The organism is Arthrobacter sp. CDRTa11, from assembly GCF_026427775.1.
In the GTDB taxonomy this organism is placed as follows: domain Bacteria; phylum Actinomycetota; class Actinomycetes; order Actinomycetales; family Micrococcaceae; genus Arthrobacter.
On the sequence record NZ_CP044532.1, the window covers coordinates 41,866 to 54,391 of the forward strand.

Annotated in this window: 12 protein-coding genes; 5 read left to right on the plus strand and 7 right to left on the minus strand. The window is 65.5% G+C overall.

Annotated elements, in window-relative coordinates; translation table 11 throughout:
• Positions 1-28 precede the first annotated feature (28 nt).
• Positions 29-940 (plus strand): LysR family transcriptional regulator, encoded by a 912-nt coding sequence (locus tag F8G81_RS00200; RefSeq protein ID WP_267277040.1) that lies wholly within the window; start codon positions 29-31, stop codon positions 938-940.
• 48 nt (positions 941-988) lie between these two features.
• Here the strand turns inward: F8G81_RS00200 and F8G81_RS00205 are convergent, their stop codons facing one another.
• The 7 genes from F8G81_RS00205 to F8G81_RS00235 form a co-directional block, all read right to left on the minus strand.
• Positions 989-1,684, minus strand: coding sequence for a FadR/GntR family transcriptional regulator (locus F8G81_RS00205; protein WP_267277041.1), 696 nt, complete (start codon positions 1,682-1,684; stop codon positions 989-991).
• Positions 1,685-1,694: 10 nt separating this feature from the next.
• On the minus strand, positions 1,695-2,822 hold the full coding sequence (locus F8G81_RS00210; RefSeq protein ID WP_267277042.1) for an L-talarate/galactarate dehydratase: 1,128 nt from the start codon (positions 2,820-2,822) through the stop codon (positions 1,695-1,697).
• Between the two features lie 88 nt (positions 2,823-2,910).
• A complete protein-coding gene (locus tag F8G81_RS00215) occupies positions 2,911-3,828 on the minus strand; it encodes an AEC family transporter (RefSeq protein ID WP_267277043.1) in 918 nt (305 codons plus the stop codon).
• Positions 3,829-3,926: 98 nt separating this feature from the next.
• Entirely contained in the window at positions 3,927-5,255 is a 1,329-nt protein-coding gene (locus F8G81_RS00220) for an enolase C-terminal domain-like protein (protein WP_267277044.1), read from the minus strand.
• Positions 5,252-6,859, minus strand: a complete 1,608-nt coding sequence (locus F8G81_RS00225; RefSeq protein WP_267277045.1) for an aldehyde dehydrogenase (NADP(+)) — start codon at positions 6,857-6,859, stop codon at positions 5,252-5,254. Before F8G81_RS00225 ends, F8G81_RS00220 begins: the two co-directional genes overlap by 4 nt.
• A 40-nt stretch (positions 6,860-6,899) precedes the next feature.
• Positions 6,900-7,814, minus strand: a complete 915-nt coding sequence (gene kdgD, locus F8G81_RS00230; RefSeq protein ID WP_267277046.1) for a 5-dehydro-4-deoxyglucarate dehydratase — start codon at positions 7,812-7,814, stop codon at positions 6,900-6,902.
• A gap of 146 nt (positions 7,815-7,960) precedes the next feature.
• The gene (locus F8G81_RS00235) at positions 7,961-8,848 is read right to left on the minus strand and encodes a LysR substrate-binding domain-containing protein (RefSeq protein ID WP_267277047.1); all 888 of its coding nucleotides are present in this window, start codon (positions 8,846-8,848) and stop codon (positions 7,961-7,963) included.
• Positions 8,849-8,992: 144 nt separating this feature from the next.
• On the opposite strand from F8G81_RS00235, the gene F8G81_RS00240 reads away from it, so the two are divergent.
• Genes F8G81_RS00240 through F8G81_RS00255 form a run of 4 tightly spaced genes read left to right on the plus strand, consistent with a single transcriptional unit; the run spans position 8,993 to position 12,521 of the window.
• Positions 8,993-9,994 (plus strand): Bug family tripartite tricarboxylate transporter substrate binding protein, encoded by a 1,002-nt coding sequence (locus F8G81_RS00240; RefSeq protein WP_267277048.1) that lies wholly within the window; start codon positions 8,993-8,995, stop codon positions 9,992-9,994.
• 5 nt (positions 9,995-9,999) lie between these two features.
• Positions 10,000-10,581 (plus strand): tripartite tricarboxylate transporter TctB family protein, encoded by a 582-nt coding sequence (locus F8G81_RS00245; RefSeq protein ID WP_267277049.1) that lies wholly within the window; start codon positions 10,000-10,002, stop codon positions 10,579-10,581.
• 9 nt (positions 10,582-10,590) lie between these two features.
• Positions 10,591-12,120: a tripartite tricarboxylate transporter permease gene (locus F8G81_RS00250; protein ID WP_267277050.1), complete on the plus strand. Its 1,530-nt coding sequence runs from the start codon at positions 10,591-10,593 to the stop codon at positions 12,118-12,120.
• On the plus strand, positions 12,117-12,521 hold the full coding sequence (locus tag F8G81_RS00255) for a universal stress protein (protein ID WP_267277051.1): 405 nt from the start codon (positions 12,117-12,119) through the stop codon (positions 12,519-12,521). The genes F8G81_RS00250 and F8G81_RS00255 overlap by 4 nt, the downstream gene beginning before the upstream one ends.
• The last annotated feature ends 5 nt before the right edge of the window (positions 12,522-12,526 follow it).

Below are 12,526 nucleotides of genomic sequence, written 5' to 3' on the forward strand. Positions count from 1 at the left end.
TGCACTCAACAATCCAGTAAAGGTATCGATGTTTTCCTTACCCCAGCTTGAGGCCTTTGTTGCCGTCGCCGAGGAACTGCACTTTGGTGCGGCCGCCGAAAGGCTCAATATGACCCAGCCTCCGCTCAGCCGGCAGATCCAGATGCTGGAGAAGAAACTCGGGACGCAGCTTTTTGGCAGAACCAGCAGGAAGGTGGAGTTGACCGCGGCCGGCGCCACCCTGCTTCCGCGGGCACGGCAAATCCTGGACATGTGCATCAAGACCGACCTGGATGTCCGGCGGGTCTCCTCCGGCGAAGCGGGCGCCATCACCGTGGGGTACACCGCCATCGCCGGCCAGAGCGCACTGCCGTTGATGTTGCGGCGTGCCGCCGAGAGCATGCCCGGTGTGTCCTTTGTGCTGCGGGAGCTGGTCTCCACTGACCAGATGGACGGCCTGGTCAAGGGCAGTGTGGATATCGGCCTGCTGCGGCCCATTGTGGGCCGGCCGGGCGTGGTGTCCCGGCCGCTGATGAAGGACCGCCTGGTGGTGGCGCTGCCCGAGGGCAGCTCCCTGCTGGGCAACATGGCGGCACCGGCGGGTGAGCCGTTGCCGCTGGGCTCCCTGGACAGGCTGCCCCTGCTGATGTACTCCACCAAGGAAGCACGGTACTTCCATGACCTGGTGCTTCGCCTGTTCGCCAGCGCCGGCGCGCACGCTAATGTCACCCAATACGCCAGTCAGGTGCCGGCCCTGCTGGCATTCGTTCAGGCGGGGCTTGGAGTGACGCTGGTGCCTGCTTCGGCCATGGCCTTTGCCCCTGCCGGGGTGGAATTCCACGAGATCGACGGCCGGCACGGCATTCAGGAGCTGAACCGGGTGGACCTTGAGCTGGCGTGGAATGAGGAGACGGCCAACCCGGCGGTGCTGAGGCTGCTTGACCTGATCGAATCCCCCTGACCCCGGCACCCAACCTGAAAAACTCCGGGGAGGGGTGGGTGGCTTCGGTTATTGGCGGGAGGCGCGCAGCCGCCGTCGCGAATTGGCCAGGTGGCTGCGCATCGCGGCCGCGGCGGAGGCCTCGTCGCGGTCCGCGATGGCAGCAAGGATGGAGCGGTGCTCATGCACCACCTGGTCGAAGTTGTCCCGCGCGTAATGCTCGACGCCGGTCATCAGCCGGGTGCGCGGCATCGCGATCATGGTCTGGCCCAGGGCCGTCAGGCAGTCGGAATAGAAGGGATTGCCGGAGGCGGCAGCAATGGCCCGGTGGAACTCGTAGTCGGACTTCATGGCGTGCGCGGGATGGTCCGCGCTGGCTGTGAACTCCTCGAGGGCTTTATCCACTGCCCTGAGTTGGCGGTCCGTGTGGTTGCGGGCGGCCAGTGCCGCGGCCTCCGCCTCCACCCCCATCCGGAACTCCAGCAGGTGGAGGCGGTCCTCCATTGTTACCACCGGCCGGCTGCCGGGTCCGGCAGGGGTCCCCTCCGCGGGAGGGGTCAGTGCGAAGCTGCCCCGCCCGCGCTCGGTTTCCACCAGCCCCTCAGCCTGGAGCCGGGTCAGGGCGGAGCGGACCACCGTCCGGCTGACGCCGAATTCGCCGATCAGGGTGTTTTCGCTCGGGAGTTTCTCCCCGGGCTGGATCACGCCGTCCACAATGCGGGTGCGAAGGTCGGCGGCGAGATCCGCGGTCAGGTTCCGGCTCATGGCTTCAAGATTACGCGCCGAATTCCACACTCTCGGTGGTCCAGGCGCGCGCCTGGTCGCTGAGGGTGACACCCAGGCCTGGACGGTCCGGAACCAGCATCCGGCCGTTCTTGGTTTCGAGGCGTTCGTTGAAGAGCGGATCCAGCCAGTCGAAGTGCTCCACCCACGGCTCGCGGGGGTATGCGGCGGCGAGGTGGAGGTGGATTTCCATGGCGAAGTGCGGGGCCAGGCCCAGTCCGCGCTCGTCTGCCAGGGCGGCGAGGCGCAGGAACTGGGTGATGCCGCCGACGCGGGGTGCGTCAGGCTGGATGATGTCGCAGCCGTTGGCGCTGATCAGGCCCTTGTGCTCTGCTACGGACGCCAGCATCTCACCGGTGGCAATGGGCGTATCCAGCACATTGGCCAAGTGGGCGTGGCCTTCAAAGTCGTAGGCATCCAGCGGTTCTTCGATCCAAACGAGGTTGAATTCCTCCAGCTGGCGCCCCATGCGCAATGCGGTGGCCCGGTCCCACTGCTGGTTGGCATCCACCATCAGCGGGACATCCCAGCCGATGTGCTCGCGAATGCCTGCCACCCGGCGCAGGTCCTCTGCGGTATCTGGCAGGCCCACCTTGATCTTGATGCCGCCGATGCCTTCAATCAGGAGCTCGGTGGCCCTGGCTTTGACCTCGTCGAGGGAGGCGTTGAGGAACCCTCCGGAGGTGTTGTAGGTCTGTACTGAATCACGGTAGGAGCCCAGGAACTTGGCCAGGGGGAGTCCGGCGCGCTTGGCCTTGAGGTCGTAGAGGGCGATGTCGATGGCAGCCAATGCCTGGGTGGCAACGCCGGACCGGCCCACGGAGGCGCCGGCCCAGAGGAGCTTGGTGTAGAGCTTGCCGATGTCGTTGGGGTCCTCGCCGATGATTCCTTCGGCCACTTCCTTGGCGTGCGCGTACTGGGCCGGGCCCCCGGCGCGCTTGGAGTAACTGAAGCCGACGCCGCTGTGGCCCTGCTCCGTGGTGATTTCAGCGAAGAGGAAGACCACCTCGGTCATGGGCTTTTGCCGGCCGGTGAAGACCTTGGCGTCACTGATCGGGACAGCGAGCGGAAGCCTCGCGGTGGAAAGTTTTACGTGACGGATGACGTCTACGGTGCTCATGGATGCTCCTCTAAAGCAGGCTGGACGGGCCGCATTGCCCTCCTACTTAGAGTACAAGTATCTAACTTGTATTACAAGTGATCCTCGGTTAGACCAGCCACGCCACCGCCAGGAGCGCGCCGACGCTGAGCACTGTGGTGCACAGGATGACATCGCGGGCTACCGTCATTCCCCGGCCATAGGGGGAGGCAAAGAGGAAGACGTTTTGGGCAGTGGGCAGCGCGGCCATGATGACGCTGGCGAGCAGGTGCTGCCCGTCCAGGCCAAAAACGAAGCGGCCCAGGGCCCAGACAACGAGCGGCATTCCGGCAATTTTGAGGAACGTGGCCACGAGCGTTTCCACGCGGCCGTCGCCCTTTTGCAGGGGCGCCCTGCCCGCTAGGGAGAGGCCGAAGGCCAGCAGCACCATTGGCACGGCGCCTCCGGCGAGCATGTCGACGGGCTTTTGCAGCAGGTCCGGCGCGGTCCAGCCGGTGAGGGCAACGACGACACCCAGTCCGGAGGCGATGATCATGGGATTGGCGAACGGCTGGAGCAGCACCTTCCGCCACGAGATCCTGGAGCCTGAGACCAGCCCCAGGACGGTGAGGTAGAACGGCGCCAGCACCAGGAGCTGGACCAGGAGCACGGGTGCCACATGCTGCGCGGTCCCCACTGCGTAGAGGGAGACGGGGATGCCAATATTGTTGGCGTTCGCGTAGCTGCTCGCCATGGCCCCGACGGCGGTCTCCGCCACCGGACGCCGGAAGAACAGGAAACTCGCCAGCCAATACAGAAGCCCCACTATCGCTGCCGAGAGCAGCGCGAGCGGGGCGTCGGTTCCGAGTGCAGCGCGGATGTCGCTTCCGGCGACGACCGTAAACAGCAGCGCCGGGTTGGTGATGTAGAAAGCAGTGCGGGTCAGGGCACCCTGGACTTCGGGTCCGAGGATCCGCAGCCGGGCGGCGAAATAGCCGACGGCGATGACAGTGGAGACGATGAGTATTCCGGAGACAACGCCGCCCAAAGTGCGCCCTTCTATTTAGCTGTCTGGCTGTGAGACTCCGGACGGCCGTCTCCTGTTGCGGGAGGAGGCGGTCGTCCGGAAGCTGTGGTCGAACGTCCTTACCGGACCAGGCAGGGCCGTTTCGGGTCGAAGGACCAGCCGTCGATGTAGTACTGCATGCCGATGCTGTCGTCGCGGGCGTCGAGGCCGTGCTGCAGGTACAGCTCGTGTGCCTTGTCGAGCGCCTCGCGGTCCAGTTCGATGCCCAGGCCCGGAACGTCCGGAACGTCGATGGCGCCGTCGCGGATCTGCAGCGGGTTCTTGGTCAGCCCCTGCCCGTCCTGCCAGATCCAGTGCGTGTCCAGCGCCGTGATCTCACCCGGAGCCGCGGCACCCGTGTGGGTGAACATGGCCAGGGAAATGTCGAAGTGGTTGTTCGAGTGTGATCCCCAGGTGAGGCCGAACTCGTTGCACAGCTGCGCCACGCGGACGGAGCCGGACATGGTCCAGAAGTGCGGGTCCGCCAGCGGGATGTCGACGGCGTTGCTGCGGATGGCGTGAGACATTTCCCGCCAGTCCGTGGCGATCATGTTGGTGGCGGTCTTCAGGCCGGTGGCACGGCGGAACTCAGCCATCACCTCGCGCCCGGAGAAACGCCCTTCAGCGCCGCACGGGTCCTCCGCATAAGCCACGACGCCCTGCATCCGTTTGCCGAGGCGGATGGCTTCCTCAAGGAGCCAGCCGCCGTTCGGATCAAGGGTCACCCGCGCCTCGGGGAAGCGCTTGGCGAGGGCGGTGACCACATCCACCTCGTCGTCCCCGGACAGCACACCGCCCTTGAGCTTGAAGTCGCTGAAGCCGTAGCGTTCCTGGGCCGCTTCCGCCAGGGCCACCACGGCCTCCGGTGTCATGGCTTCCTGGCGGCGCAGCTTCTCCCAGCGGTCCGACGGCGAGTCCTCCACCAGGTAGGGAAGATCGGTCCGCTTGTGGTCGCCAACAAAGAAAAGGTACCCAAGCATCGGCACCGACGTGCGCTGCTGGCCGTCACCGAGCAGTTCAGCGACGGGGACGCCGAGGAACTGGCCGTGCAAATCCAGGAGGGCGGATTCGACGGCGGTAACAGCATGCACGGTGGTGCGCAGGTCGAAGGTCTGCAGGCCGCGCCCTCCGGCGTCGCGGTCGGCGAACTCCGCCCCGACTTCCCGCAGCAGGGAGCGGTAGCGCGCCACCGGCTGGCCGGTGATGAGCGTTCCGGCTTCTTCGATGGTGGCCTTGATCTTCTCGCCGCCGGGCACCTCGCCGAGGCCGGAGCGTCCGTCCGAATCGGTGATGATGACCACGTTGCGGGTAAAGAAGGGTCCGTGGGCGCCGCTGAGGTTCATCAGCATGCTGTCGTGGCCGGCGACCGGGACGACCTCAATCCTGGCGATGGTCGGCTGGGTGCTCATACGTTGACCTCTGCATCTGCCGCGACCACGGTGCCGTCGATCCGCCGGTTGAGGTGCCAGGGGTTCTGGTCCTGCAGCGGGGCCGGGAGGAGTTCCGGGGGGAGGTTTTGGTATGCGACGGGGCGGAGGAAACGGTTGATGGCGAGGGTGCCGACGGAGGTGGTGCGTGAATCGGAGGTGGCGGGGAAGGGTCCGCCGTGGACCATGGCGTGGCCTACTTCGACGCCGGTGGGCCAGCCGTTGACGATGATGCGGCCCACTTTCTGTTCGAGGGCCGGGATCAGGGGCGCCGCCGTCGGGTAGTCCGCTGCGGTGAGCTGCAGGGTGGCGGTGAGCTGGCCTTCGAGCCGGTTGATGGCGTCCAGGAGGTCCTCGGTGTTGGAGTAGCGGATCACCAGGGACGCTGCGCCGAAGATCTCCTGGTGCAGCACCTCGTTGGTGACGAAGTCCCTGACCTGGGTGCCGAAAATGGTGGGTGCCGGGGCGTTTTCGGTGGGGCCGGTGGTGCCCTGTCCGACGACGGTGACGCCGTCTGCGGCGCCGAGGGCTTCCGCGCCGGCGTTCCAGGACCCGGCAATGCCTTCGGTCAGCATGGTCTGTCCCGCACACGCGGAAGCGGCGCGGCCGACGGCGGCAGCGAGTCTGTCCCCGAGCTCGCCCGCGGGGGCGAACAGCAGGCCCGGGGACGTGCAGAGCTGGCCTGAACTGCCGGTGACGGCCGTGACGTAGGCAGCGGCGAGGGAGTCAATGTCTTCGGCGGAGCCGTTGAGCGCGCCGTCAAAGACAAAGACCGGGTTCAGCGAGGACATTTCGGCGTAGACGGGGATCGGTTCGGGCCGGGCGGCCGCGGTGCGCATCAGCGAGATGCCGGCGGCCTGGGAGCCGGTGAAGCCCACGGCCTTGATCGCCGGATCCGCCACCAGGGCCTGGCCGATGCTGCTGCCGGGGCCGTAGACCAGGGAAAACACGCCCGGGTGCAGGCCGAAGTCCCTGACGGCCTTGGCCACTGCCTGGCCCACGAGTTCGCCGGTGCCCGGGTGGGCGTTGTGGGCCTTGAAGACCACCGGGCACCCCGCGGCGAGGGCCGAGGCGGTGTCGCCGCCCGCCGTCGAGAACGCCAGCGGGAAGTTGCTGGCACCGAACACGGCCACGGGGCCGAGCGGGATCTGCCGCTGGCGGATGTCCGCGCGCGGCAGCGGTGTGCGGTCCGGGAGGGCCGGGTCGATGCGGACGCCGCGGAAGTCGCCCTGGCGGACCACGTTGGCGAAGAGCCGCAGCTGGCCCGTGGTGCGGGCGCGTTCGCCCTGCAGCCGGGCCGCGGGCAGCCCGGTTTCCTGGCCGGCTCGGATGACCAGTTCCTCGCCGATGGCCTCGATGTTGAACGCGATCGCATCCAGGAATGCCGCGTGGGTTTCCGGATCCAGCGTGGAGAACGAGGGGTAGGCAGCAGCGGCGGCGGAGGTCGCCGTCGTCAACTGATCTTCGGTGATCAGCGAATAAGCGGGCTGAAGCTGTTCATTCGTGGCGGGGTTGAAGCCAAAAGCGGTCTTGCCTTCGCCGACGACGGGCTGCCCGGCGATGAGGGAATGTCCGGTGAGTGTCACTGTTGTTGCTCCTAGGGAGAGGTGGTCAGGAGACGGTTGTTCAGGAGACGGTGGCGATGAGGGCTTTGAGGTCCGCGAGATCCTGGGGTGCCAGGTTCTGCAGCGGCGGGCGGACGCCGCCGGCCGAGCGGCCGATCGCGTCCAGGCCCCCCTTGACGATGGAGACGGAGTAACCCTTGACCCGGTCGCGGATGTCCAGGTAAGGGATGACGAAGTCGTTGAGCTTCTTGTTGACGGCCACCCGGTCCTGGTTGCGGACGTCCTGGTAGAAATCCAGCGCGAACTGCGGAACGAAGTTGTACATGGCGGAAGAGTAGGTGCTCATGCCGAGCTGGAGCAGCGGAAGGGCAAAGGTTTCCGCGGTGGGAAGCCCGCCGAGGTAGAAGAGGCGGTCACCGAGCTTGGCGTAAACGCGGGCATCATGTTCGAGGTCGCCCACTCCGTCCTTGAATCCGATGAGGTTCTCGTGGCGGTCAGCCAGCGTGGCCACGGTGGTGTCCTTGTAAATCGCGTTGGCGCGGTTGTAGATGATCACACCCAGCGAGGTGGCGCTGCAGATGGCGCTGACGTGCTCCGTCAGGCCGCCCTGGTCAGCCTCGGTGAGGTACGGGGGGAGCAGCAGGAGGCCATCGGCGCCTGCCGCCTCGGCAGCCTTGGCGTTCTCGATGGCTTGGGCCGTGGATCCCCCGGCGGATGCCAGCACCGGCACCTGCTTGCCTACCTCGTCAACGGCGGTGCGGACCACGCGCTCTGATTCAGCAGGCGTAAGGGAGAACCCCTCGCCGGTGCCGCCTGCTGCGAAGAGCCCGGCCACCGGAAAGCTCGCCTGCCAGGCGAGGTGCTTGCGGTAGTTTTCCTCATTGAACTGCAGCTCGGCGTTGAAGGAGGTCACCGGGAAGGACAGCAGGCCTTCCTTGAGGGTGTCTGCCAGTTCATTGGGGGTGTACTTTGCCACGATGTGTCCTCTGTGTGAATGCCGCTGCCGGCCGGGGGTGTTGGTTCCCGACCAGAGTAGGCAGGCTAGGTGATGCGTGTCTAAGTGCCTTTTCGTATTGATTGATACCTAAACCGCATCGCCAGCAGATCCCCGCGCAGTGGACGCTACTCCGTTCCGAATTCCAGGCTCTCCAGGAGCCTTCGCAGTGCCGGGTTGGCGACCTTGCGGTTCCAGATGGCATGCAGTTCCACCGGATCTTGGCTGCTGGTGCCGGCCAGCGGCAGGAACTCAACCCCCTTAATGGCGAGGAGTGTGGCCGAATGCGGGACAAATGCCACGCCCCGGCGGGCCGCGACCAGCGAAACCATGGTGAGGATCTGGCTCACGGTATGGATGACGTTCCCGTGCTGGATGGTGTGCAGGCGGATCACCAGGTCGTAGAAGTATGCGGCTTTGGTGGGAGAGTGCATGATGAGGGGTTCGTCCTGGAGATCCGCGTCCCCGATGGGGCGGGAGAGGTCCGCCAGCCGGTGGCCCGTTGGTACGGCCAGCACCATGGACTCCCGGTACAGCAGGTGCGAGTCAAAAACATCCCGGTCAAAGGGCGGACGGGCAAGGCCCAGGTCCAGCTCGCCGGTGAGCAGGCCTTGGATCTGTTCACCGGTGACAAGCTCCTGGAGTTCAATGTCCACCTCGGGAAGAATGGCGGCGATTTCCTCCAGGAGCGGTCCCAGGATGCTGAATCCACTGGCTGCAGTGAACCCGACCCGCAGCACACCTGAGCGTCCCGTAGCGATCCGGCGGGCGGTGATGGGCGCCCGGTTGGCGAGGGCCATGAGTCTCCTGGCCTCATCCAGGAACGCGGTTCCGGCCGGAGTGAGTTGGACTTTTCGGTTGTCTCTTTCCAGCAGTTCCGTACCGATGCTCTTTTCGAGTTTTTGGATCTGGCGGCTGAGCGGCGGCTGGGTCATGTTCAGCCGTTCCGCGGCCCGTCCGAAGTGGAGTTCTTCGGCGACGGCGATGAATCCGGTCAGTTGGTCGAGAGTAAACATGATGCCTTTCCGGTATTACCCGATGCATTTTGGGGCTTAGACATGCATCATAGTCGCTCTCTATAGTCGTTTTAGCGAGCCGGCGTGATTCGGTTCACAGCATCATCCAGGATCCCGGCCCGGGGTTTTCTATGAGGAGTTCCAATGAAGCACTTCCCCACCCGCCGCACAATTCTCGGTGCGGCCGCCGTCAGCCTGCTGGCGCTGACCGCCTGCGGCAATGTCGCCGGCGGCGGTACCGCCGATGCGGCCAAATACCCTACCGGCCCCGTCAGCCTCTCCGTGGGCCAGGCTGCCGGCGGCAGCACTGACCTGATCGCGAGGGCCCTCGCCGAAGGGGCCGCCAAGACCCTCGGCCAGCCGATGCCGGTGGTGAACAAGCCCGGCGCCAACGGCGCACTTGCCACCAAGGAGGTGGCCGGTAAGCCGGCCGACGGGCACGAACTGGTCCTGCTCAACGCGTCCCTGATCACCATCACACCGTTGGCAGTCACCGCCGATGAAGCCGTGAACATTGATGACCTGGACGTCATCGCCGGCTTGTCCCAGGACGATTACGTCCTCGTGGCCAGCACGGAGTCCGGCTTCAAGACGTTCGACGACGTCACCGCCGCAGGGCGCAACGTCACCTTTGGTACCACGGGTGTTGGCACCGGAAGCCAGCTGGCCCAGACCGTTCTCTTCAAGCAGGCCAAGGTCCAGGGAACCGACATCCCCTTTGACAGCGGCAAGCCTGCCCTGACGGCAGTCCTTGGCAACCAGGTTGAGCTCGCCACCATCCAGCTTGGTGAGGCGATGCCGCAGATCGAGGCCGGGAAGGTGACGCCGCTGCTGGTCTTCTCGGAGGAGCGCACCAGCTTCCTCCCCGATACCCCCACGGCCAAGGAAGCCGGCTACGACGTTCCGGTTGCGCAGTACCGCGCAGTGGCCGCCCCGAAGGGCACCCCGCAGGAAGTCAAGGACAAGCTGCTCGCTGCCTTCCAGGAGGCCTTCAAATCGGACGCCTACAAGGAGTTCAACAAGAAGAACTCGCTGACGCCGAAGGAGATCTCCGGCGAGGAGGTTGTCACGGAGTGGAAGGAATACGCCGCGAAGTACAAGCAGTTGGTGGAGAAGTACGGCATCAGCCTGAGCGGAAATAAGTGAGTCCTGTGAAAGGAACACCCGCAGTTCCCGCCGGAGGCAGCGAGTCGGCTGCCTCCGGCGGGGAAACCCCCGGTACCCGCCCCGGCGAGGTCTTGGACGACCTGACGCCGGAGCAGCTCGCAGCCCAGTGGGAGGAGGAGAAGCCTCCCGCGGCGGGAGCCCTGGCCAACGCCGCGTCATCCCTGGTCGTCATCGGCGTAGGCCTTGGCGCGGTGGTCCTGTCCATCATCATGGGACTGGGCACGCCGGCCACTCCGCAGCCTGGTCTCTGGCCGTTCATTATCAGCTGCGTCATGGTTGCCCTTGGGGTGTTCCAGCTCCTCGCCGGCCGGCACAACCGGGATGCCGAGAAGTTCACCCGCATGTCCACGGCGCCGCTGACCGGACTGGTGACCCTCGCCGCCATGGTGGCACTAATGCCGCTGATCGGCTTTGAGCTGCCGGCCCTCGTGCTGTGCATCATCTGGATGCGCTTCCTGGGCGGCGAAACGTGGCGCTCCACGCTGGTAGTCAGTGCCGCCGTCGTGATTGCGTTCTATGCCATCTTCGTCTTCGCGCTCAATACCTCCATTCCCCACCTTTTCTAGGAGACCACCGTGGATTTTCTGAATCCCGTTATCAACGGATTTGCGGTTGTCCTGGAGCCGACAAACCTCCTGTACTGCCTGATCGGCGTCGTGATCGGCATGCTGATCGGCGTGCTGCCCGGCTTGGGGCCCGCGGCAACCATCGCCATCCTGCTTCCCCTTACGTACAACGTGGAGCCTGTTACTGCCATCATCATGCTGGCCGGCATTTTCTACGGTGCGCAGTACGGCGGCACCATTACCTCCGTGCTCCTGCGGCTTCCAGGCGAAGCGTCCTCGGTGGTCACGGTGTTCGATGGCTACCAGATGGCAAAACAGGGCAGGGCCGGCACGGCGCTGGGCCTGGCCTCGATCGGATCGTTTGTCGGAGGCACCGCCGCCATCATCGGCCTGACATTCCTCGCACCCATCGTGGCCAGTTTCGCCCTGGACTTCGGTGCACCCGAGTACACCGCCCTGGCCATGCTCGGAATCCTCCTCGTGGCCACGATCAGCAGCGGATCGAAGGCCAAAGCACTCATCGCCGCCGCCCTGGGACTCCTGCTCGCCACCGTAGGCCGTGACATCTTCACCGGTGAAAGCCGCTTCACCTTCGGCAGCCTGCAGCTCGCCGACGGCATCGATTTTGTGCCGATCGCCATGGGCATCTTCGGCCTCGGTGAAATCCTCTACAACCTCGAGGAACGCCACCGGGCCGCCAAAGCACCGTCGAAGGTGACCAACGTCTGGCCCTCGCGCAAGGACCTTAAGCAGGCTTCCGGAGCCATCGGCCGCGGATCAGTGTTGGGCTTCTTCCTGGGAATCCTCCCCGGCGGCGGTGCCACCATCGCCTCCATGGCGTCCTACGCCATGGAAAAGAAGCGGGCCAAGCAGCCCGAGCGCTTTGGCAAGGGAGCCCCCGAGGGCGTCGCCGGACCGGAAACCGCCAACAACGCCGCCGCCACATCGTCCTTCATCCCGCTGCTGACGCTTGGCATCCCGGCCAACGCCACCATGGCCTTGATGTTCGGTGCATTGCTGATCCAGGGTGTCACCCCCGGGCCGCAGCTCGTGGAACAGAACCCGGAGCTCTTCTGGGGCGTGGTCAACTCCATGTACATCGGCAACATCCTGCTGCTGATCATGAGCCTGCCACTGGTGGGCATCTTCGTGAAGATCCTCCGCGTCAGGGCCGCCATCCTGGCTCCCGTCACGGCACTCATCACGCTGCTGGGTGCCTACACCATCAACAACAGCATGTTCGACGTCACCCTGGTGGTTGTCTTCGGCATTGTCGGCTACCTGATGAAGAAGTTTGGCTTCGAACCGGGCCCCCTGGTGCTGGCGTTCGTGCTCGGTGAACTGCTGGAAAGCTCCATGCGCCGTTCCCTGCTGATGTTCGGCGGCGATCCGGTGGGCTTCTTCGGCCGCCCGATCTCGGCGACCCTTCTGCTGGTCTTTGTCCTGGTAGCCGTGCTCCCGGCCATCCGCAGCACCATCGCCAAGCGCAAAATATCCGCCACCACGGCCGTCACGCCGGACATCAAGGAGAAGGTATGAGCATCATCGTCGGATTTGTCCCCACTCCCGCAGGAGAAGCCGCGCTGACGGCAGGCATCGCGGAAGCCAAGCTCCGCAACGAGGACCTGGTGATCGTCAACTCGGCCCGGGAAGGCGCCCTCGTGGACAAATCCGTGGCACCCGACGACGTGCTGGCCCGGGCCGCCCGCCGTGCAGCCGACGCCGGGGTGAACGCAAGCGTGGTTCAGCCTCCCTACCAGCACGATCTTGCTGACGAGTTCCTCGACGTCGCCCGCGAAGCGGACGCATCGCTGATCGTCATCGGGCTCCGGCACCGTACCCAGGTGGGCAAGTTCATCCTGGGAAGCCATGCACAGCGGATCCTTATGCAGGCCGACCGCCCCGTCCTCGCCGTCAAGGCGGACGGAGCCGGTTTCTAACTCCG

What these genes read in the sequence shown, in the direction of transcription:
- F8G81_RS00240 (WP_267277048.1), top strand. Translation starts at nt 8,993, where the DNA reads ATGAAGCACTTCCCCACCCGCCGCACAATTCTCGGTGCGGCCGCCGTC.
- F8G81_RS00210 (WP_267277042.1), bottom strand. Translation starts at nt 2,822, where the DNA reads ATGAGCACCGTAGACGTCATCCGTCACGTAAAACTTTCCACCGCGAGG.
- F8G81_RS00220 (WP_267277044.1), bottom strand. Translation starts at nt 5,255, where the DNA reads ATGAGCACCCAGCCGACCATCGCCAGGATTGAGGTCGTCCCGGTCGCC.
- F8G81_RS00255 (WP_267277051.1), top strand. Translation starts at nt 12,117, where the DNA reads ATGAGCATCATCGTCGGATTTGTCCCCACTCCCGCAGGAGAAGCCGCG.
- F8G81_RS00205 (WP_267277041.1), bottom strand. Translation starts at nt 1,684, where the DNA reads ATGAGCCGGAACCTGACCGCGGATCTCGCCGCCGACCTTCGCACCCGC.
- F8G81_RS00235 (WP_267277047.1), bottom strand. Translation starts at nt 8,848, where the DNA reads ATGTTTACTCTCGACCAACTGACCGGATTCATCGCCGTCGCCGAAGAA.
- F8G81_RS00200 (WP_267277040.1), top strand. Translation starts at nt 29, where the DNA reads ATGTTTTCCTTACCCCAGCTTGAGGCCTTTGTTGCCGTCGCCGAGGAA.